We start from the raw sequence: 23120 nt of genomic DNA, 5'->3' as shown, positions 1-23120 counted from the left end.
TCACGGGTTCTGTTAGTTGGGTCACAGATTTAGTTCCGTATTTCCCGCAGGATGCCCCGGGGTTCCACGAAGAAAAGATGACATGAGTATCTGCCGCTTGATCTATACGGCAGTTTACTTTGGATGACTGAGAATGTGCGAAAACGGGCCGACTTCAACTTCAGAATACTGCAAGGAATACTTTGTCCTCACCATGAGGGCACTGCTCTTCGGGGGCTCCGATCGTCAAGTGACGCGAAATCACACAAGCAATAGATGGTTTCGCTAAGGATTTAGTAATGCTATGCAAGCTTAGGCGGTTGATACTTACTTAAATTTTAACCCTTTTTACGGTGCCCGGTTGAATTACGCTGGCAAATTTGACGCCGCGATCTTCTTGGACGGCCAGGGTTCCCACTCGCCCGCCGATGTCCATGTCGATTCCTTTACCGCCAAGCCCTTCATCGCGAAGGCGCACGGTCACGTGCCTGATGGCGCGTTCGTGGTTCCCGAACCGAACCTGATCTTCAACGGCGAGTTCAAGCGCGCCGGTCTCGACCTCGTGCTGTCCCATGACGGACACGAGTTCGTCGTTCACGATTATTTCAGGGGCGACAAGCGCGCCGCGATCGCCTCGCCCGATGGCGCCCACCTCACCGGCGACGTCGTCAACGCGCTCACGGGCCATGTGCAATATGCGCAGGCCGCGCCCGGTACTGCCGCAGCCCAGGTCATCGGCCACGTCACCAAACTCTCCGGCAGCGCGACCGCGGTCCGCAACGGCGTTTCGGTCATCCTGAACAACGGCGACAATGTCGAGAAGGGCGACGTGGTCTCGACCGGCGCGGATTCGACGCTCGGTATCACCTTCATCGACGGCACCGTGTTCGGCCTGTCCTCCAATGCGCGGATGGTGCTGAACGAGATGGTCTACGACCCCAACGGGTCGAACAACTCCTCGCTGCTCAGCCTGGTCGCCGGCACCATCACCTTCGTCGCCGGCGAGACCGCCAAGCACGGCGACATGAAGATCGACACGCCGGTCGCCACCATGGGCATCCGCGGCACGGCGGTGCTGACCCAGATCAACTTCGTCGTTCCCGCCGGCGGCGGCGATCCGCAGCCGCAGGCGAGCTTCCAGGTGCTGGTCGAGCCGAACGGCACGACGGGCTCCTACATCCTGTTCGACAAGGTCACGCTGCTGCCGATCGCGACGGTCAATCAGGCCGGCCAGATGATCCAGATCAGCGGCGGCAACGTCTCGATCACCAACGCGCTGATGTCGCCGGACATCCAGAAGCTGATCACGGACGTGTTCACGCTGAAGTTCACCGACAACAACACCAACACCAAGCTGACCACGAACTTCACCGACACGATCACGCAGACCGGCAACATTGTCGTTATCAAGACGGACACCGGTGCCACCGCGACCGCGACCTTCACGAATCCCAATCAGCCGGGTTCGGAGGGGGCGGGCCATAATCCGGCGACCAGCACCCGCATCCCCGGGCCGCCCCTGCGTCAAAGCCTCGATCTCGACGGCAACGTGAAGACGGCGTTCGCGCTGACCGAGCACGCGAACGCGACCGGCGATACGACGCCCGATACGATCTCCGGCCGGATCACCTTCGTCGACCAGAACCTGGGCGATCAGCCGACGGTGAGCATTAGCTTCGGCGACGCGCCGAACTACGTCTACAAGACCGCCGGCCAGCAGGATGTCACCGGCACGCTCTCTGCGCTCCAGAAGCAGGACATCGCGGCGACGCAGATCGATATCCAGGTCGCCGCCGCCGCCGGCAACAACAATAACGGCTCTGCGGTCTGGACCTATACGATCCCCGACCACGTCTTCGACTTCCTGGCGGCGGGCGAAACGCTGACGCTCACCTACAGGGTCCGCGTCGACAACAATTTCTCGGTCAACCCCGAAGCGTCGTTCATCGACATCACCATCACGATCACCGGCACCAACGACAAGCCGGTGATCACCACCAGCGTTCCGACCATCACCTTCGAAGGCGGCACCAGCAAGCCGGGCGGTCCGCTCACCAGCGATGTGCCGACGTCGGGTACGCTGAGCTTCGACGACGTCGATCTCACCGACAAGCATACGGTGTCGGTGGCGCTGACCAGCGCGACCCTGCCTGATGGCAGCACCGTTCCGCCGGGTCCGCTCGCCGCGTTCCAGAGCGCGATGTCGGTCGCGATCGCGGCGGGTGCCGACGGCACCGGGGACGGCACCGGCACCATCAACTGGTCGCTGGCCGACCTTCCCGTCTACCTCGCCGACTTCATTCCGAAGGGCGAGGTGCTGACGCTGACCTACACCGTGACGCTCAAGGATTCGCAGGGCGCCACCTCGCAGCAGACCATCACCGTCACGATCAAGGGCACCGATGCGCCCGCGGTGGTGTGGATCGCGACCGACCACGCGGGCGCGCCTTCCGGCGGTTTCTGGAAGGACGCGGCGAACTGGGAAACCGGCACCGTCCCGACCATCAATGACGACGTCATCGTCATCACCGATCAGCTGCACGGCCTGACGCCGTCCTATCCGGTGACGATCGACGTCGCCGCCTATGCCAGGTCGGTGACGATGAACGATTTCGGCGGCCCGCCGCCGAAACTGATCAACCAGAGCTCGCTGACGATATCGGGCGCGCTCAACATGGGCGCGGACTCGATCCTCACCAACACCGTGACCGGCACGATGTCGGTCGGCGGCAAGGCCAAGATCCTCGACACGAGCGTGCTTACCAATGCCGGCTATCTGACGCTCCAGGGCGGCGGTGATTTCGCCAGCGGCACCACGATCAGCAATTCGGGCACGATCGAGCTGTCGGGCGGCACGTTGAACATACTGGCCACGATCCACAATGCCGGCGGCACGCTGAAGACCGATGCCGGCACGATGCTGATCGTCGATACCGCGACGGTCGACGGCGGCACCGTCGCCATTCTGGGCACGCTGGAGCTCGACGGCACCAGCCTGATCGAGCACGGCGCGCTGAACAATTCCGGCACGGTCAACGTCAAGGGTACGGCCGAGTTCGCCCACGAGAGCGTCTCCAATACGTCGAGCGGGACGATCAAGGTGCTGGCGAATGGCTGGCTGACCGTCGACCAGGGCTCCAGCGTCACCAACAACGGTGCGGTTACCGTCGATGCCAGCGGCAAGCTGACCGTCAACGGCGCGACGATTAGCGGAGCGGGGCCGGTTATCGGCGGCGGTGACGATGAAGATGGCCCCGTCCTCAACGCCGGCATCCGCGGCACAGGCGTGATCACCGGCAACGGTGAAATCGACCTGACCGGCAACGCCGTCCTGAGCGACGGCATCCTGAACAACAATGCTGTCCTCAACGTCAGCGGCAGCGGCAATGCGCTGAGCAATGAGGGCGTCGACAATGCCGGCACGATCGAGGTGCTGGCGAACGGCGCCCTGGCCATCGACCAGGGCTCGACCGTCAATAATTCGAGCGGCAACGTTATCGTCGATGCCAATGCCGCGTTGACCCTGGACCACGCCACGCTCAGCGGCGGCGCCATCAAGGGCGGCGGCACCATCGACGTCATGGGTGCCAGCAAGATCGACGGCGGTGCCATACTCAGCGTCACTGCGGTCACCGCGGGTGCCGCGCTGACGCTGGATGGCGTCACCGTGTCCGGGACTGATATCACCGACAATTCCAGCATCGAGCTCGACAACACCGTCAAGCTCAAGGAGGGCGCCAGGATCCAGGGCGGAGCGGTCGCCAACACCGGCACGCTCGAGATCGCCGGCGCCGCGACGCTGCTCAACGATATCCTGACCAACACCAGCCATGTCATCAAGATCGACGATGGCCAGACGCTGACGCTGTCCGGTACCGAGATCACCGGCGGCACCATCGACAATTATAGCGGTGCGCAGGGCGGCGCGATCGACGTCACCGGCAACAGCAAGATCGACGGCAACGCAACCCTGAACAAGGGCACGGTCACGGTCGAAAACGGCGTCACACTGACGCTCGACGATGCCACCATTGCGGGAGCCACGATCGGCAACGGCGGCACCGTCAAGGTCGATCCCGGCAAGAAGCTGACCCTGGCGGGTGCGAGCCTGACCGGCGGCGCACTCTCCGTTTCGGGCACGCTGGATTCGTCCGGGGCGACCACGATCACCGATGCTGCCATCACCAGCAACGGCCTGATCGAGGCGGTTGGCGGCCTGCTGACGCTTGCCACGATGACCTCGGCCACCATCGCCAACGCCGGCACGCTTCAGGCCAATGGCGCCGAGCTCGACATCGACCACGAGGCCGTCACCAACACCGGCACGCTGGCCGCAATCAATGGCGGCACGCTGAAGCTGATCGCGATGACGGTGACCAACGGCACCGGCGCGGTTTCGGTCACATCAGGCTCGACGCTCGATCTCGTCGGGGCAGTGATCGATGGCGGCACGTTGACGATCGCGGGGACGCTGGAATCGACCGGCACGAGCGCGATCCACAACGCCGATATCACCAATACCGGCACGATCGCCGTCACCGGCGGCACGCTGACGGTCGATCCCGGCGTCCTTCACGCGATCACCAATCACGATCTGATCGAGGTGGTGAACGGCGCCACGCTGAAGCTGATAACCGCCACCGTGGCCAACGCCGGCGGAACGATCTCGATCGACGCCGCGTCAAAACTCTATCTGTCCGACGTTTCGATCAATGGCGGCAGCCTGAGCAATTCTGGCAATCTCTACGGGGTCACCGGTCTCAACACGATCTCGGCGGCGGTCACCAACACCGGCACCATCGAGGTCCAGGCCGGAACGTTGAACCTCTCCGGCGGCCTCAGCGGCGTCGGCGCGGTGATCATCGACAACGGCGCGATGCTTGAGCTCGGCGGTGCGGACGCGCAGACGGTCCTCTTCGCGGGCGGCTCCAACACGCTCAAGCTCGACGATACAAGCCACGCCTTCAGCGGTACCATCAGCGGTCAGGCGTCAACGGGAGGCACCTTCACCATCACCGGTGATGCCAACATTGAGGCATTAAGTGGTGATGCGGTCGACTTCACCGCCTCGGGTGGGTCGCCCGGTAGCCATGGTGACATCATTCTCACGCCCACCGGTGCACTGACCGGTGCGGCCAATGGCGTCGTCGTCACGCAGAATGGCACAGGCGACATCTCGCTGACGGCGACCGGCAACATTACCGGCAGTGCCGGTAACGGCATCACGTTGCGCGACAGCCAAACGGGCTCCGGTGCCATCACGGTCAACGATCTCACCGGCAAGGCGACCGGCTCCGGCGCGAATTCGGTCGGTGTGCTGGTCGAGAACCTGAACACCGCCAACGGCGGCGACATTTCGATCACCCAGCTTGGCGGCGCCGCGGGCGGCGCCTACGGCATCGATGCGCACACTGAGGGTGGCGGCGACATTACCATCGACGCCGGCGGCACCATCACGGGGAACTCGATCTACGGCATCCGCTCGCGCAGCTATGGCTCAGGCAGCACGACCGTCAGGACGGAGGCCGGCAGCGTCGTCACGTCGGGAAGCTCCGGCGTTGTCGCAGTCAATCGCGCGAGCACGCTCCTGGCCTCGGATCACAGCTCGATCACCGTCACCAACTACGGCACCGTCAACTCTGGTGCGAGCCTCAATCTGAGCGGCAACGCGCCGGCTGGCCTCGAGGCCGGCTACCTCGGCGCGGCGACTGGCTTTGGCGCCAACGCCAACGTCTATGGCAACGTCGTCGTCAACAACTACGGCAATGTCGCCGCCGCGGGCGGCTACGGCATCCACGCCTACAATTACGGCAATGGCGACGTCACGGTGAACGACGGCGCCGGCACCACCGTCATCGGTGCCGAGATAGGCATCCGCGCCCAGGCGCTGAACGGCGGTAGCGGCAACGTGACCGTCACGCTCGGTGCCAGTGCCTCGGTGAAGGGCACGACCAGCTACGGCATTCTCGCCTATAGCATCGACCAGGGCGACATCAGCGTTACCCTGGCGAGCGGCGATAGCGTCATCTCGGGCAGCTCCGGCATCGTGGCGGTCAACTACGCTGCGGCGATCGCAAGCGGCGTACACAGCACGATCTCCGTCGTGGCGCACGGCGCCATCCATTCCGGCTCGGCGCCGAACGGCGATACCACCACGCCGGGCGCGATCATCGCGGGCTACAAGCCGGGTGGCAGCGGCGTCTTCTCGAACGCCGTCAGCGGCGACGTCACCGTCACCAGCGATGCGACCATCATCGCGGATGCCGGCTACGGCATCGAGGCGTTCACCTGGGGCGTCGGCAAGGTCACGGTCACGACCGGCGCGGGCTCCTCGATCACCGCGGCGGGCACCGCGATCGGTGTCTTCGATCATGGGGGCGGGGACGTCAGCGTCACCAACAACGGCTCCGCCACCGGCGCGGTCGGCCTGTCCGCTTTTGCCGCGGGTGCAGGCGCTGTCACCATTGTCAATAACGGCCATATCACCGGCACCAGCAGCGTCGGCATCAGTGTCAATCAGAACGCCGTCGCTCCGGGCGATCCGGCCGCGACCGGCTCGACGCACGTCACCAACACCGGCTCGGTCGTGGGCGCGACCGGCCATGCGGCGATCTTCATCCAGGAGAACGCGAACGGCCTCGCGACGATCGACAATTCCGGCACGATCGGGCCGGCCGTCGCCTCCACCGTGACCTCCGCGACTTATGCGATCGTCGAGACCGGCGGCGCCGTCATCATCAACAACACCGGCCACATCAACGGCAACATCTCGGTCGCGAGCGCGACCTTCAACAACAATGCAGGCGGCATCTGGACCGTCGGCGGCAGCAGCGTCTTCGGCAACGTGTCCTCGATCGTCAACGCCGGCGAAATCGATCTGCTCAATGGCGCCTCGATTTCGGTGAACGGAACCGGCATCAGCAATTCCGGCGACATCGACAGCTGGGGCGCGGCGTCGATCACGGGCACCATCGTCAACAGCCATCTCATCGAGGTCCACACCGGAACGCTGACGCTGTTCGGCTCGCTGACCGGCGCAGGCTCGGTCACGATCGACGCCAATGCGACGCTCGAGATCAAGAACCTGGTGTCGCAGACCGTCACCTTCGCCGGCGCCGGCGGCGAGCTCGAGATCGACACCGCGACCTTCGGCGGTTCGATCGCCGGCTTCGCCGCCAACGAGAAGATCGACCTGTCGACCATCACCTGGGACGGCGGGACCACGGCGACCTATGACGCCCTCACCGGCAATCTCGTCGTGAGCGATACGCATAACCACAGCATCACGCTCAAGCTCATCGGCAGCTACAGCGACACGCATTTCATCACGAGCAGCGACGGAAACGGCGGCACCATCGTCGAGATCGCCCCGGTCGATGAATGGACCAATCCTGCCGGCGGCGACTGGAACACGGCGTCGAACTGGAGCCTGGGCGTGCCGGCGGCCAGCTACGACGTGAAGCTGCTCGCCGGAGGCGAACCCTGCACCGTCGACAGCGCGGCCAACGTCACGATCCACGACCTCACCGTCGCCTCCGGCGTGACGCTGCTGACCGAGCCCGGCACCGTGTTCACGGTGAAGGGCGACGTGGTCGACAATGGCCTGATCGAGGCCGGTCCGTTCTTCGGGAACAACGTTTCGACGATCGACATCAAGGGCAATGTCAGCGGCACCGGCGCGATCGAGATTTCCAACAAGGCCGTCGTGGAGATCGAGGGCTCGGTTTCGGGGATCGTCGTCTACTACGACAACGGCCTGGGCACCCTGGTCCTGGACCATGCCAAGGATTTCCACGGGCTCATCTCGGGCTCTCCGGCCGGAGCTCCGCTCTCGTCCGGCAATCTGATCGACATGAAGGATCTCGCCTGGACGTCCTCGATGTCGGCGCAGGCCCAGTACAATTCGGACACGAACGTCACGACCGTCGACTTCTACAACGGCGCGACCACCGTCACCCTGCAGTTTCTCGGCAGGGACCTGAATTGGACCCTTCAGAGCGACGGTCATGGCGGCACCACCGTTTATGATCCGCTCGCCGATGCGCCCATGACGATCGAGTCCGACGCGGTGCTGAACCTCAGCGAGGCTTCCGCACAGAGCGTGACCTTCGCCAACGGGACCGGAACCACCGGCACCTTCGCGATCGAACACGCCGCCGATTTCACCGGCGTCATCAACGGCTTCGCGGGCGACGGCACCACCACCAATTCGGATCTCCTCGACCTCAAGGACATCGGCTTCTCGAGCCTGACCGGGGTGACCTACACCGAAAACGCCGACCATCTGGGCGGCGTGCTGACGCTGTCCGACGGGACCGACACCGCGACCATCAAGTTTGCCGGGAGCTACAGCATCGACAGCTTCCATTTCGCCAACGACGGCAACGGCGGCACGCTGGTCGTCGATCCGCCCACGGGACCCACCCTGGTCGGAAACGACGGGCAGGACCAGTTCTCCTTTACGAATTCGACGCTTCCGGTTCAGAGCACGATCGTCGATTTCGAGCTGGGCCAGGACAAGATCGACCTGCAGAAGTTTGCCAACATCCACTCCTTCAGCGATCTCGGCATCACGCAACAGGGAGCCGACACGCTGGTCACGCTCGACGATCACCAGTCGATCCGCCTGAAGAATCTCGTGGCGAGCAGCCTGCATGCCGGTGATTTCATCGTCGCGAACCATGCCTGACGGTCATTCCCCCGGTTCGGCTACGGCGCCTCGTTCGCGGCGGATTCCGGTATCAAAGATGTAGCTGATTGCGTATTGTCGCCCGAACATCGGACGAAGAAGAGCTGCGGGAAATTCAGGCGATATGAAACGTCTCAAGATCCTCCGGCGGTGGTTTGCGCGGAAGCTTGGCCTTGCGCGGCTGATGTGCCTGGCGCTGCTGGTCGTCTTCGCCGGCGCCCGGCTCTGGGATCCGCCGCCGATCCAGGAATTGCGGCTGCGCACCTTCGACATGTTTCAGCTGATCGATCCGCGCCACAAGACGGCGCGGCCGGTCACCATCGTCGACATCGACGACAAGAGCCTCGCCAGGCTCGGGCAGTGGCCGTGGCCGCGGACGCGGATCGCCGATTTGATCCAGAACCTCACCAGCAACGGCGCGGTCGCGATCGGTTTCGACGTGGTGTTCTCGGAAGCCGACCGGCTCAACCCGGATCTGGTCGCGAGCCAGATGCGCTATCTGGACGATGCCACCCGCGCCAAGCTGCGCGAGCTGCCGACCAATGACCAGATCCTTGCCGATGCTATCAAGCGCTCGCGCGTGGTGCTGGGCGAGACCGGGCAGCGGGCGATCTCGTCGGAGATCGACAAGGAGCTCCCCTTCACCGGCGTCGCGACGGTCGGCGAGGACGGTGCCGAACGCTTTCTGTTCGAATTCCCGGGCCTCCTGCGCAACGTGCCCGTCATCGAGAAGGTTGCGGCGGGCCGTGGCCTGTTTTCGATCAAGACCGAGCGCGACGGATTGATCCGCCGCGTGCCGATGATCATGCGCGCGCAGGGCATGGTCATGCCCTCGCTCAGCCTCGAGATCCTGCGCGTCATCACGGGAACGCCGACGCTGCTGGTCCGGACCGACAAGACCGGCGTGCGGGGCGTGCGCCTCAAGGGCGTCGAGATACCGACCGACAGAAACGGCCAGCTCTGGGTGCATTACGCTCGCCAGGATCCCTCGATCTACGTCTCGGCGGCCGACGTGCTCGACAACACCGTGCCGCCCGCCAAGATCGCCGGCAAGCTGGTGCTGGTCGGCACCTCCGCGGTCGGGCTCAACGACATCAAGACCACGCCGGTGTCCTCGACCATGCCGGGCGTCGAGATCCATGCCCAGGTGCTGGAGAGCGTGCTGAGCGGCGCGGTGATCTCCCAGCCGAACTACGCGCTCGGCGTCGAATTGATCGCCGCGCTTGTCATCGGCCTGCTCGTCATCATCTTCACGCCGAACCTCGGCCCGGTACGCCTCGTGCTTGCGGGCGCGATGTTCGCCGCCATCCTGGTCGGCGTGTCCTGGTTCTTCTACGCGCAGTACCGCTACCTCATCGACTTCACCTACCCGCTGCTGTCGACCACCGCGATCTACCTGACGCTGATCTTCGCCAGCTTCGTGCGCGAGCAGCGCCAGCGCGTGCAGATCCGAGGCATGTTCGCGCAGTACATGTCGCCGGTTCTGGTCGAACAGCTGGCGCAGTCGCCGGAAAAGCTCGTGCTCGGCGGCGAGGAGCGCGAGATGACGATCATGTTCTCCGACGTGCGCGGCTTCACCACGATCTCGGAGAGCTACAAGCACGATCCGCAAGGTCTCATCACGCTGATGAACCGCTTCCTGACGCCGCTGACCGACGTGATCATCGATCAGAAGGGCTATATCGACAAGTACATGGGCGACGCCATCATGGCGTTCTGGAACGCGCCGCTCGACGATGCCGAGCACGAGGTCAACGCCTGCGAGGCTGCGATCCAGATGCTGGAGCGGATCGACGCGGTCAACAAGGAGCGCGAGGAGGAGGCCGCCGACGGCGGCCACGTCTACATCCCGCTCAATGTCGGCATCGGCCTCAACACCGGCATCGGCGTGGTCGGCAACATGGGCTCCGACCTGAAGAAGAATTATTCGGTGCTCGGCGACAGCGTGAACCTGGCCTCGCGCCTGGAGGGACAGTCGAAGGAATACGGTTTCCCGATCATCGTCGGCTCCAGGACCGCGCTCGCCGCCAAGGACAAGTTCGCGATCCTCGAGCTCGACTTCATCATGGTCAAGGGCAAGACCGAGCCGGAGGTGATCTACGCCGTCGCCGGCCGCGAGGACGTGATGCATTCAGGCTCCTTCCAGCGCCTGCGCAACGTCACCATCGAGATGCTCGGCTGCTACCGCAACCGCGACTGGCAGGGCGCGCTGGACGCCATCGAGCGCGGCCGTCGCAGCGAGGACGCCGACACGCTGGAAAAGCTGTTCAAGCTTTATGAAATCCGCATCAAGGAATTCCAGCTCAATCCGCCGGCGGAAGGCTGGAACGGGGCATACGCGCTGCTGACGAAGTAGGGGGCACACATTCGCTGTCGTCCCGGACAAGCGCGCCTCAAGCGCGCGCCGATCCGGGACCCATAATCCCAGGGAGGAGTTGCGGCGCGAGATCGGCAACCCGAGTCTTCGCCAAACATCTCCCTGTGGCTATGGGTCCCGGGTCTGCGCTGACGCTTGCCCGGGACGACAGGGGTGTTTGACGCGGTAGATTGCCCTCACTCCACCCCGATCGTCGTCAGGTCCTGGAACCAGTGCTGCGCCTGCACGAACTGCTTGATCTTAGGCGACAGCGCATGCGGGTTGGTGTCGTGGACGACCCAGACCAGCGCGGCGTCATCGACGATCAGCGCGTGCGCCTGGGCGAGCAACTCATCCTGCTTGGCGCTGTCGAAGGTCTGCTTGGCCTCGTCGATCAGCGCGTCGACCTTCGGGTTCTTGTAGCCGCCCCAGTTGACGCCGACCGGCGCGATCTGGCCGGAATGGAAGAAGCGGACGATGGCGTAGAGCGGGTCGGAGGTGACATAGGCGATGTTGTTGGCGGTGATGCCGGCGTTCATCTCGTCGGCCGCGCCCTTGCGCCAATGCGTGTAGAGCGTCTCGAGCTCGACGACCTTGAAGTCGATGTCGATGCCGATCTCCTTGAAGCTCTGCTGCAAGAACTCGTTCATCGGCAGCGACAGCATCTGGCCGGTGCCGCCCTGCGCGATGATGAAGGTGGTCTTGAGCGGCTTGGCCTTGGAGTAGCCGGCTTCCTCGACCAGCTTCTTCGCCGCCGCAAGGTCGTATTTCAGCTCGAAGGTCGGCTTGCCGAACCACGGGCTCGACGGATCGACCTGGCCCTTGGCGGGTTTTGCCAGGCCGTTCATCAGGCCGACCACGGCCTCACGATCGATCGCAAGGTTCAGCGCCTTGCGCAAGCGGATGTCGGTCCAGGGCGAGCCCGGCAGCACGCTCAGATGATAATTCCAGACATGCGGCGTGACGTTGTCGACGAGCTTCATGCCGGCCGCCTTCAACTGCGGCACGGCGTCCGGCGCCGGCGTCTCGATCAGGTCGACTTGCCCGGCGAGCAACGCGTTGGTGCGCGTCAGCGCTTCGGGCATCGGCACCAGCACCAGCTTGTCGACCTTGGGGATGCGCTTCTTGTTCCAGTAGTCCGGATTCTTGGTCAGCTCCGCAAGCTCGCGCGGCACCAGCTTGGTCAGCTTGAACGGGCCGGTGCCGGAGGGCTCGCTGGCGAACTTGTCCCAGTCCTTGCCGAGCTTCTCGTACTGCGCCGGGCTCGAGACCAGGAACCACAGCATCTGATAGGGAAAGAAGGAATCAACCGTCTTGGTGGTGATCTCCACCGTGGAATCGTCGATCTTGGCGTAGCTTGCGACGGATGGCAGGCGGGTCTTCACCTGCGCGCTCTGCCGCTTGTCGAATTGCGGCGCCTTGTCGTTGAGCACCTTGTCGAGATTCCAGATCACGGCATCGGCGTTGAACTCGCTGCCGTCGTGAAACTTCACACCCTTGCGCAGCGTGAAGCGCCATTTGGTCTTGTCGGCATCGTCCACCTTCCATTCGGTCGCGAGGCCCGGCACCAGCTTGCCGGGACGATCGGCGACGTCCATCTCCCAGGCGACGAGCGGATCGTAGATCGTGTAGGCCGTGAACTGATAGGCGCCGGCGCCGCGATCGGGCTGGCCGGTCGTCAGCGGAATGTCCGCCATCGAGATGCCGTAGCGCACCACCGTTTCGGCGCGCGCCGAGATCGCGGAAATCGCCAGCGCAAGCACGGCGAAACAGGTCGTTAGTCGGATACGCATGGCCCAAAGCTCCCAGGAGATTTCGGGGCCAAACTTGCAATCTTGATGCCAGAATAGGCAGCGACGTGCCTCCGCAGACGTGCGATCACAAAGACTTGTCGTCGCAGGGGCAATTTGCAGAAAAAGTTTCCCCATTGGCACAGCCATTGCATGCGATTGCATCAAAATTAGTCACTGAAAGCCGGAAGAGGACTGAGACGATGCTGATCAAGAACAACAAGACCCGCGCGGCGCTGATCGCGTTGCTGGCGCTCGGCAGTGCCGCCGCATGGCCGCGTGTGGCCAGCGCGGAAACGGTGCTGCGCATCGGCATGACCGCTGCCGATATTCCGCGCACGCTGGGCCAGCCCGATCAGGGCTTTGAAGGCAACCGCTTCACCGGCCTCACCATGTATGACGCGCTGACCGGCTGGGACCTGTCCTCCGCCGACAAGCCGAGCGTGGTGATCCCGGGCCTTGCGACCGAGTGGAAGGTCGACGATGCCGACAAGACCAAATGGACCTTCAAGTTGCGCCCCGGCGTCACCTTCCATGACGGCTCGCCGTTCAATGCGGACGCCGTGGTGTGGAACGTCGAGAAGGTGCTGAAGCAGGATGCGCCGCAATTCGACGCCAGCCAGGTCGGCGTCACGGCCTCGCGCATGCCGACGCTCGCCTCGGCGAAGAAGATCGACGACATGACGGTCGAGCTCACCACCAAGGAGCCCGACAGCTTCCTGCCGATCAACCTCACCAATTTGTTCATGGCGAGCCCGGCGAAGTGGCAGCATTTCTATGACAAGGCGGAAGGCGCCGACGCCAAGGCCAAGTCGCAGGCCGCCTGGACTGCCTTTGCGAAGGATGCCGCGGGCACCGGCCCGTGGAAGATGGCGAGCTTCACCCCGCGTGAGCGGCTCGAGCTGGTCAAGAATGCGAGCTATTGGGACAAGGCGCGCGTGCCCAAGGTCGACAAGATGGTGCTGTTGCCGATGCCGGAGGCGAACGCCCGCACCGCGGCGCTGCTCTCCGGGCAGGTCGATTGGGTCGAGGCGCCCGCGCCGGACGCGCTGCCCGAGCTCAAGCAGCGCGGCTTCAAGCTCTATGCGAACGAGCAGCCGCATGTCTGGCCGTGGCAGTTCTCGCGCATCGAAGGCTCGCCCTGGAACGATATCCGCGTGCGCAAGGCGGCCAACCTCTGCGTCGATCGCGAAGGCCTCAAGGACGGCCTGCTCGCCGGCCTGATGGTGCCTGCGACCGGCACCTTCGAGCCCGGCCATCCCTGGCGCGGCAAGCCGGCTTTCGAGATCAAGTATGACAAGGCGGCCGCGCAGAAGCTGATGCAGGAGGCCGGCTTCGGCCCGAACAAGAAGCTCGAGGTGAAGATCCAGACCTCGGCCTCCGGCTCGGGCCAGATGCAGCCGCTGCCGATGAACGAATATCTCCAGCAGGCGCTCGCCGAATGCTATTTCGACGTGAAGCTCGACGTCATCGAGTGGAACACGCTGTTCACCAACTGGCGCCGCGGCGCCAAGGATCCCTCGGCCAACGGCTCCAACGCGACCAACGTCACCTATGCGGCGATGGACCCGTTCTTCGCACTGGTGCGCTTCCTGCAATCGGGCATGGCGCCGCCGGTCTCGAACAATTGGGGTTTCATCAACAATCCCAAGTTCGACGAGCTGGTGAAGAAGGCGCGCCAGACCTTCGATCCCGCCGCGCGTGATGCCGCGCTCGCCGAGCTGCACGCGGCCTCCGTCGACGACGCCGCCTTCCTCTACGTCGCCCACGACGTCGGCCCCCGCGCCATCAGCCCGAAGGTCACAGGCGTCGTGCAGCCGAAGAGCTGGTTCATCGACTTCTCGCTGGTGTCGATGCAGTAGTTCGCGCCACACGCACGCTGTACCCTCTCCCCTTGTGGGAGAGGGTGGCTTCGCGATAGCGAAGCCGGGTGAGGGGTCTCTCTCCGCGAGTGACCCTCTCTCTCATTCGATAATGCTGTAACCGCGGATAGAACCCCTCATCCGGCGCTTCGCGCCACCTTCTCCCACAAGGGGAGAAGGGAAGAAAGAATCCGACGTGCTCGCCTATACCGCCAGACGCATCGTCTATGTCGTCCCGATCGTCATCAGCGTCGCGCTGGTGTGCTTTCTGCTCGTGCACATCACGCCGGGCGATCCGCTCGTCGCCGTGCTGCCGGCCGACGCTTCGCAGGAGCTCGCGGCGCAGCTGCGCGCCGCCTACGGCTTCGACCGGCCGCTGCCGGTGCAGTTCGGGCTTTGGCTGCTCCGTGCCCTTCATGGCGATCTCGGCAATTCCATCGCGACGGGGCGCCCCGTGCTCGCCGAGGTCATGCGCGCGGTCGGCAACACCGTCACGCTCGCGATTGCCGCCGCCATCATCGGCTTCACCATGGGCATCCTGCTCGGCCTGATCGCGGGCTATTTCCGCGAGACCTGGATCGACAAGGTCGCGACCTCCTTTGCCATCGCCGGCGTCTCGGTGCCGCATTACTGGCTCGGCATGGTGCTGGTCATTATCTTCTCGGTGCAGCTGAACTGGCTGCCCGCGGTCGGCGCCGGGCCCAACGGCTCCAACTCCTGGGCGTGGGACTGGGCGCACCTGAAATATCTCGTGCTGCCGGCGATCACCACGTCGGTGATTCCGATGGGCATCGTCACCCGCACCGTGCGCGCGCTCACCGGCGACATCCTCAGCCAGGACTTCGTCGAGGCCCTGCGCGCAAAAGGCCTGCACGAAACCGGCGTGTTCCGTCACGTCATCAAGAACGCCGCGCCCACCGCGCTCGCGGTGATGGGGCTTCAGCTCGGCTACATGCTCGGCGGCTCGATCCTGATCGAAACCGTGTTCTCCTGGCCGGGCTCGGGCTTCCTGCTCAACTCGGCGATCTTCCAGCGCGACCTGCCGCTGCTGCAGGGCACGATCCTGATCCTCGCGCTGTTCTTCGTCTTCCTCAATCTGCTGGTCGATATCGCGCAAGCCGCGATCGATCCGCGCATCAAGCGGGGCTAGCCGATGAGCGAGCTTCCGTTGTCCGCCACTGCCGACGCCGCGCTGCAGGCCGCGCCCGCCACCAAGGCGCGCGGCTATTGGGCCACCGTCGGCCGCCGCATCGTGCGCGACAAGGTCAGCATGGCCTGCGCGCTGGTGCTGCTGCTGATCTTCCTGTCCGCGATCCTGGCGCCATGGCTCGGCCTGGAAGACCCCTACAAGGGCTCGATGATCCGCCGCCTTCGGCATATCGGCACGGTCGGCTACCCGCTCGGCACCGACGAGCTCGGCCGCGACATGCTGGCACGGCTGATCTATGGCGGGCGGCTGTCGCTGGTCATCGGCATCCTGCCCGTGATCCTTGCCTTCTGCATCGGCACCTCGCTTGGCATCATTGCCGGCTATGTCGGCGGCAAGCTCAACACCGCGATCATGCGCACCGTGGACGTGTTCTACGCTTTCCCGTCGGTGCTGCTCGCCATCGCCATCTCCGGCGCGCTCGGCGCCGGCATCCTCAACTCCATCGTGGCATTGACCATCGTGTTCGTGCCGCAGATCACCCGCGTTGCCGAGAGTGTCACCACCGGCGTGCGCAACATGGATTTCGTCGAGGCCGCGCGCGCCTCCGGTGCCGGGGCCTTCACGATCATGCGCGTGCACATCCTCGGCAACGTGCTGGGCGCGATCTTCGTCTATGCCACCAGCCTGATCTCGGTCTCGATGATCCTGGCCGCCGGCCTCTCCTTCCTTGGCCTCGGCACCAAGCCGCCGGAGCCGGAATGGGGGCTGATGCTGAATACGCTGCGCACCGCGATCTACGTCAATCCCTGGGTCGCCGCGCTTCCCGGCGCGATGATCTTCGCGGTCTCGATCTGCTTCAACCTTCTCTCGGACGGCCTGCGCAGCGCCATGGACATCAGGAACTAGGCCATGAGCGAAACCAACGCTTCCGTCGCCATGCTTGAGCCGATCGAAGATCTTGGCGGCGTCGCGCAGCCGCTGCTCCAGGTCAACGGCCTGACCAAGCATTTCCCCGTCCGCGGCGGGTTGTTCGCCGCGAAACGCACCGTGCGCGCCGTGGACAACGTCTCCTTCTCTGTCGCCAAGGGCGAGACCGTCGGCATCGTCGGTGAATCCGGCTGCGGCAAGTCCACCACCGCGCGCCTCCTGATGCATCTGATGCCGCGCGATACCGGCGACATCATCTATGACGGCATGACCGTCGGTCAGGCGCTGTCGCTGCGCGAGCTGCGCCGCGGCATGCAGATGGTGTTCCAGGACTCTTATGCCTCGCTCAATCCGCGCCTCACCATCGAGGAATCCATCGCCTTTGGCCCGAAAGTCCACGGCATGGCCGATGGCACGGCGCGGGCGCTGGCGCGCGAGCTGCTCGGCAAGGTCGGCCTGCGCCCGGAAAACTTCGCCAACCGCTATCCGCACGAGATTTCCGGCGGCCAGCGCCAGCGCGTCAATATCGCGCGGGCGCTGGCGCTGTCGCCGCGGTTGGTGATTTTGGACGAAGCCGTCTCCGCGCTCGACAAATCCGTCGAGGCGCAGGTGCTCAATCTCTTGGCCGATCTCAAGCGCGAATTCGGCCTGACCTATCTTTTCATCAGCCACGATCTCAACGTCGTGCGCTACATCAGCGATCGTGTGCTGGTGATGTATCTCGGCGAGGTCGTCGAGCTCGGCCCGGTCGACCAGGTCTGGGACCAGCCGGCGCATCCCTATACGCGCGCGCTGCTGGCGGCGATGCCGTCCTCCGATCCTGACAGGCGTACCGAAAAGCCGCCGATCACCGGCGATCCGCCCAATCCGATCGATCCGCCGTCGGGCTGCCGCTTCCACACGCGCTGCGCATTTGCGGAGCCGCTCTGCGCAAATGCAGCGCCAAAGCTCACCGCGGTCGATACAATGGGCCACGAGGCCGCGTGCTACATGGCCATTCCGGGGTCAGGCCATAGCCGCGCGCCCGCAGGGGAAATCGCATGACGAGACCGACACCAAAAGAGATCAAGCCGATCGCGCTAGTTGCCGGCGTTCCCGTGGATGACGAGATCGCAACACGCATCTCCAACTCCATCGGGCCGGCCTTCGAAGGCTTTGCCGCCATCGCCGGCACGCTGCCATTCGACCTCGAGCCGGCTTCTTACGTGCTCGCGCAGACGGCGAAGGTGTCGAAATGAGCACCGAACCGGCATTGATGACGCTCACCGAGGTCGCGCGTGCGATCGCGATGAAGCAGGTGTCCTCGCATGAGGTGACGCGCGCGCTGCTGCACCGCATCGCGCAGTGGCAGCCGCATCTCAACGCCTTCATGTCGATCGAGGCGGAGGCGGCGCTGAAAGCAGCCGAGGCCGCCGATGCCGAGCTGGCCAAGGGCGAAGTGCGCGGTCCGCTGCATGGCGTGCCGCTCGCGCACAAGGACATGTATTACGATGCCGGCAAGGTCTCGACCTGCGGCTCGCTGATCCGCCGCGATTTCGTCGCGACGACGACCTCCACCGCCTTGCAGCGGCTGAAGGATGCGGGCCAGGTCCGGCTCGGCACGCTGCATCTCGCCGAATTCGCCTATGGACCGACCGGCCACAACGCCCATTACGGTCCGGTGCGCAATCCCTGGAACGTCGCGCATATCACCGGCGGCTCGTCGTCGGGCTCCGGCTCGGCGGTGGCCGCGCGGCTGACCTTTGCGGCGCTGGGCTCCGATACCGGCGGTTCAATCCGCATGCCCGCACATTTCTGCGGCGTCACCGGCCTCAAGACCACCTGGAGCCGCGTCAGCCGCGCCGGCGCGATGCCGCTGTCGCAATCGCTCGACACGGTCGGGCCGCTCGCCCGCACCGCCGAGGACTGCGCGCTGCTGCTGGCGCTAATGGCCGGTCCCGATCCCGAGGATTCGACCGCGAGCCATGAGCCGCTGTCCGACTATGTCGGCGCGACCAAGGGTTCGCTGAAAGGCCTCAAGATCGGCGTGCCCGCGTCGTTCTACGTCGACGATCTCGACAGCGAGGTCGCGCGCGTGCTGGACGAGACCATCGCGGTGCTCAAGCGCGAGGGCGCCGACATCGTCAAGGTCGAGCTGCCGGACCAGCGGCAATTGTCTTCGGCGAGCCAGCTCGTGCTCGCGGCGGAAGCCGCCGCCTTTCACAAGCGCTGGATGATCGAGCGTCCGCAGGATTATGGACCGCAGGTCTTGATGCGGCTGCAGAACGGTCTCGCCGTTCCCGCCATCACCTATCTCGAAGCGATGCGCTGGCGCGGTCCCGCGCTTGCCGCCCACAACGCCGCGACCGCTGGTGTCGACGCGATCATCGCGCCGGCCTCGCCGGTGCCGGCGCCGACCATCGAGGAGAGCGATGTCGGCGGCGGCCCGAATGCGCCGGCCATGGTGCAGCGGCTGACGCTGTTCACCCGCCCGGTGAATTTCCTCGGCCTGCCGTCGCTGACCGTACCGTCCGGCTTCACCAAAAGCGGGCTGCCTGTTGGCATGCAGTTGATCGGCCGCTCCTTCGATGAAGCGACCCTGCTCACCATCGGCGCGGCGTTCCAGCGCGTCACCGACTATCACGATCGGGTACCCAAACTGCCGTCATGACAAAGCTCGTCGAGATCTCAGGCCTCAACATCCGCTTCACCGGCGAGCGCACGGTCTATGCCGTGAACGATCTCAGCCTCTCGCTGGGAGACGGCGAGGTGCTGGGCCTGCTCGGCGAATCCGGTTCCGGCAAGAGCGTGACCCTGCGTGCGCTGATGCGGCTGCTGCCGAAGAAGCGCACGCAGATCACGGGCAAGGTCAACGTGATGGGCCGCGACGTGCTCGCGATGAACGACGAGGAGCTCTCGTCGTTCCGCGGCCAGACCGTCTCGATGATCTTTCAGGAGCCGGCGCTCGCGCTCGATCCGGTCTACACCATCGGCGCGCAGATCGCCGAAAGCGTGGTGCGCCACGAAGGCAAGTCTTATGCGGAAGGAAGGGCACGCGCGCTCGAAATGCTCGAGGTCGTGCGCATTCCTTCCGCAAAACGGCGGCTCGATGCCTATCCGCACGAAATGTCCGGCGGCATGCGTCAGCGCGCGATGATCGCGCTGGCGCTCGCCTGCCGGCCAAAGATCCTGCTCGCGGACGAGCCGACCACCGCGCTCGATGCCACCGTGCAGATCCAGATCCTGCTGCTGCTGCGCGAGCTGCAGCGCGAGTTCGGCATGTCCGTCATCTTCGTCACCCACGACATCGGCGTCGCCATCGAGATCTGCGACCGCGTCGCGGTGATGTATGCCGGCCAGATCGTGGAGCAGGGAACCTTGCGTGACATCGTCCGCACGCCGGTGCACCCCTATGCCAAGGGCCTGCTCGCCTCCACCATCCACGGCGCCAAGCGGGGGCAGCGCCTCGAAACCATCCCGGGCACCCCGCCGTCGCTGGCCGAAAAGCCCCACAATTGCTCCTTCGCCCCCCGCTGCGCCGCCGCCCAGCCGCGCTGCCTGGAGCAACTGCCTGCGAATGTGGAGGTGGGACCAGGCCGGGCGGCAAGGTGCGTGCTGGCGGAGCCGGTGACGGCGTCGTAGCGCTGGCGAGCTGTCGCTCCCGGGACGGTGCGCTCCCTCGCCCCGCTCTTGCGGGGAGAGGGTTGGGGTGAGGGGCCTCTCTCCGCGCATGACCATGTCGAGAGACCTGTACCCCCTCACCCGGATCGCATCTTGCGATGCGATCCGACCTCTCCCCGCAAGCGGGGAGAGGTGAAAAGCCGCCCGCGCCCGCGGCTACCCCTCTCCCTGCCCCTCGCCCGCAAGGGGGAGGGAATGAGAGAGTTTGCGTCCCTCACTTTCCAAACGCGCGCCACTTCGGAATTCCTCTGCGGCAACACCGGCTTGTCACAATTCACCGAGCGCGCTCGGCCAAGGTCCGTTCTACTGTGCATGGGGTTGTTTTCGAGTTTTTTGTTTAGACGCCCCACCGAGGGCGAGCCGACCAGCATTCAGACCCCATTCATCCCGGTTCCGGTTCCATGGCCCCGTTCACGGAGAGGGACCTCACTTATGTACATTTCCAATGAAGGCCTGCTCGTCATTCTGTTCGTCGGCCTGGTCGCCGGCTGGCTGGCCGGCAAGGTGGTGCGGGGCGCCGGTTTCGGCATCATCGGCGACATCGTGATCGGCATCGCCGGCGCGTTTGTGGCCAGCTTCCTGTTCCCGAAGCTCGGCATTCGTATCGGCACTGGGCTCGTGTCAGAAATCGTCTATTCCGCTATCGGCGCGGTCATCCTGCTGCTCGTGGTGCGGCTGGTCCGCGGCGGCGGCCGGTTCTAGCGGCGCCTTGACCTAACTTTCGACCTCTCCCCGCCCGGGGAGAGGTGACATATCTGCAAGAAAAAGCCGCAAGACTGTGAGATTCCGGACTTGCGCGCCGGGCCATCAGGGGGTGATGTGCCCCCACAGGGGATCGGGTTGATTCAGCCGCGTTGGACGAGGGGCGAAAACGCGATGTTAATCCGGGTCAATTACTCCTGAAATTGCCTTTGAAATCAGGGGCTTTGCCCCTTACCCGAAAGAGACCAGACTGATGGCAGCCGTCCCTGGCGTTCGCCGTTCGGAGCTCGCTGACGCGCTGCGCGCTTGTCGCACGGCATTCGTCGGCGTCGGCCTGATGAGCTGCATGATCAACCTGCTCTATCTGACCGGGTCGATCTTCATGCTGGAGGTCTACGACCGGGTGCTGCCGAGCCGCAGCATTCCGACGCTGGTCGGCCTGATCATCATCGCCAGCTTCCTCTACGCGGCGCAGGGCGTGCTCGACATGATCCGCAACCGGATCCTGGGGCGGATCGGCACCGCGCTCGACGAGGCCCTGAACAAGCGCGTGTTCGACACCGTCGTGCGCCTGCCGCTGCTGATCGGCAGCCGCAACGAGGGCCTCCAGCCGCTGCGCGACCTCGACAATGTCCGCTCCTTCCTCGGCGGCATGGGACCGAGCGCGTTCTTCGATCTGCCCTGGCTGCCGCTCTATCTCGCCATCTGCTTCGCCTTCCACGTCATGATCGGCGTGACCGCGCTGGTCGGCGCCATCATCCTGGTCGGGCTGACGGTGGTCACCGAGTTCATGTCCCGCCAGCCGGCGAAGGATGCGATGGGGCTTGCGGCCCAGCGCAACGATCTCGCCGCCTCCAGCCGTCGCAATGCCGAAGTGATGGTGTCGATGGGCATGACCAGCCGGATGAACCAGCGCTGGAGCGAGGCCAACGAAAAATATCTCGTCGGCAATCAGCGTGCGAGCGACGTCGCCGGCGGCCTCGGCGCGGTCGCCAAGGTGCTGCGCATGATGCTGCAATCCGCCGTGCTCGCGGTCGGCGCCTATCTCGTCATCCACCAGGAGGCGACCGCCGGCATCATCATCGCGGGCTCGATCCTGTCGGCCCGCGCGCTGGCGCCGGTCGATCTCGCCATCGCGCACTGGAAATCCTTCGTCGCGGCCCGCCAGAGCTGGCAGCGCTTGACCCGCCTGCTGGAGCAGATGCCGGCGCAGACGATGCCGACCCAGTTGCAGGCGCCCACCAGCCGGCTCTCGGTCGAGGGCGTCGCCATGGTTCCGCCGGGCGATCAGCGCCTCATCGTGCAGGACATCACCTTCGCGCTCGCCGCCGGCAACGGTCTCGGCGTGATCGGGCCGAGCGGCTCCGGCAAATCCTCGCTGATCCGCGCGCTGGTCGGCGTCTGGCAGCCGGTGCGCGGCAAGGTGCGGCTCGACGGCGCGGCGCTCGACCAATGGTCATCGGACATGCTCGGCCGGCACATCGGCTATCTGCCGCAGGACGTGGAACTGTTCGGCGGCACTATCGCGCAGAACATCAGCCGCTTCGACCCCGAGGCCACCTCCGACGGCATCATCGCCGCGGCCAAGGAGGCCGGCGTGCACGAGATGATCATCAAGATGCGCGAGGGCTACAACACGCAGGTCGGCGAGCAGGGTGGCGCGCTGTCCGCAGGCCAGGCGCAGCGCGTGGCGCTGGCGCGCGCGCTCTACGGCAATCCGTTCCTGATCGTGCTCGATGAGCCCAATTCCAATCTCGACACCGAAGGCGACGAGGCGTTGACCCGCGCCATCCGCGCCGCCCGCGAGCGCGGCGCTATCGTCGTCGTGGTGGCGCATCGGCCGATCGGCGTCGAGGCGGTCGACCAGATCCTGGTGCTGCGCGACGGCCGCATGCAGGCCTTCGGCCCGAAGGAGCAGGTGCTCGCCCAGGTGCTCCAGCCGCGCGTGACGCCGCCGGCACCGATCAAGGTCGTCAGTGAGGGCGGAGTGGCCAAGTCATGAGCA

General features: G+C 65.0%; 12 protein-coding genes. 11 read left to right on the top strand and 1 reads right to left on the bottom strand.

The window, feature by feature from the left end:
• Nucleotides 1–340 precede the first annotated feature (340 nt).
• Together BJA_RS40235 and BJA_RS40230 are read left to right on the top strand one after the other, a co-directional pair.
• Nucleotides 341–8668 carry a FecR domain-containing protein gene (locus tag BJA_RS40235; RefSeq protein ID WP_038966116.1) on the top strand — a complete coding sequence of 2776 codons (8328 nt, stop codon included), beginning with the start codon at nucleotides 341–343 and terminating at the stop codon, nucleotides 8666–8668.
• A gap of 124 nt (nucleotides 8669–8792) precedes the next feature.
• Nucleotides 8793–11024: a CHASE2 domain-containing protein gene (locus BJA_RS40230; protein ID WP_011090647.1), complete on the top strand. Its 2232-nt coding sequence runs from the start codon at nucleotides 8793–8795 to the stop codon at nucleotides 11022–11024.
• 197 nt (nucleotides 11025–11221) lie between these two features.
• Here BJA_RS40230 and BJA_RS40225 read toward each other — a convergent pair whose 3' ends face one another.
• Nucleotides 11222–12817, bottom strand: a complete 1596-nt coding sequence (locus BJA_RS40225) for an ABC transporter substrate-binding protein (protein ID WP_028173725.1) — start codon at nucleotides 12815–12817, stop codon at nucleotides 11222–11224.
• Nucleotides 12818–13017: 200 nt separating this feature from the next.
• On the opposite strand from BJA_RS40225, the gene BJA_RS40220 reads away from it, so the two are divergent.
• The 9 genes from BJA_RS40220 to BJA_RS40180 all read left to right on the top strand — a co-directional run bounded on the left by BJA_RS40220 (nucleotide 13018) and on the right by BJA_RS40180 (nucleotide 23117).
• Nucleotides 13018–14676 (top strand): ABC transporter substrate-binding protein, encoded by a 1659-nt coding sequence (locus BJA_RS40220; protein WP_028173726.1) that lies wholly within the window; start codon nucleotides 13018–13020, stop codon nucleotides 14674–14676.
• Nucleotides 14677–14872: 196 nt separating this feature from the next.
• Nucleotides 14873–15826 carry an ABC transporter permease gene (locus BJA_RS40215; protein WP_011090644.1) on the top strand — a complete coding sequence of 318 codons (954 nt, stop codon included), beginning with the start codon at nucleotides 14873–14875 and terminating at the stop codon, nucleotides 15824–15826.
• Between the two features lie 3 nt (nucleotides 15827–15829).
• The gene (locus BJA_RS40210) at nucleotides 15830–16732 is read left to right on the top strand and encodes an ABC transporter permease (protein ID WP_011090643.1); all 903 of its coding nucleotides are present in this window, start codon (nucleotides 15830–15832) and stop codon (nucleotides 16730–16732) included.
• A gap of 3 nt (nucleotides 16733–16735) precedes the next feature.
• Entirely contained in the window at nucleotides 16736–17797 is a 1062-nt protein-coding gene (locus tag BJA_RS40205) for an ABC transporter ATP-binding protein (RefSeq protein ID WP_038966121.1), read from the top strand.
• Nucleotides 17794–17991 carry a hypothetical protein gene (locus tag BJA_RS40200; RefSeq protein WP_038966122.1) on the top strand — a complete coding sequence of 66 codons (198 nt, stop codon included), beginning with the start codon at nucleotides 17794–17796 and terminating at the stop codon, nucleotides 17989–17991. Before BJA_RS40205 ends, BJA_RS40200 begins: the two co-directional genes overlap by 4 nt.
• On the top strand, nucleotides 17988–19403 hold the full coding sequence (locus BJA_RS40195; RefSeq protein ID WP_011090641.1) for an Asp-tRNA(Asn)/Glu-tRNA(Gln) amidotransferase GatCAB subunit A: 1416 nt from the start codon (nucleotides 17988–17990) through the stop codon (nucleotides 19401–19403). Before BJA_RS40200 ends, BJA_RS40195 begins: the two co-directional genes overlap by 4 nt.
• Entirely contained in the window at nucleotides 19400–20374 is a 975-nt protein-coding gene (locus BJA_RS40190) for an ABC transporter ATP-binding protein (RefSeq protein WP_011090640.1), read from the top strand. Before BJA_RS40195 ends, BJA_RS40190 begins: the two co-directional genes overlap by 4 nt.
• 471 nt (nucleotides 20375–20845) lie before the next feature.
• Complete coding sequence (locus BJA_RS40185) at nucleotides 20846–21115, top strand: GlsB/YeaQ/YmgE family stress response membrane protein (RefSeq protein ID WP_011090639.1); 270 nt, start codon at nucleotides 20846–20848, stop codon at nucleotides 21113–21115.
• Between the two features lie 253 nt (nucleotides 21116–21368).
• Complete coding sequence (locus tag BJA_RS40180) at nucleotides 21369–23117, top strand: type I secretion system permease/ATPase (RefSeq protein ID WP_011090638.1); 1749 nt, start codon at nucleotides 21369–21371, stop codon at nucleotides 23115–23117.
• Nucleotides 23118–23120: the final 3 nt, after the last annotated feature.

It is taken from the genome of Bradyrhizobium diazoefficiens USDA 110 (assembly GCF_000011365.1).
GTDB lineage: Bacteria > Pseudomonadota > Alphaproteobacteria > Rhizobiales > Xanthobacteraceae > Bradyrhizobium > Bradyrhizobium diazoefficiens.
Note: the sequence above shows the minus strand (reverse complement) of the source record. Positions and strands in the feature narration are given on the sequence as shown.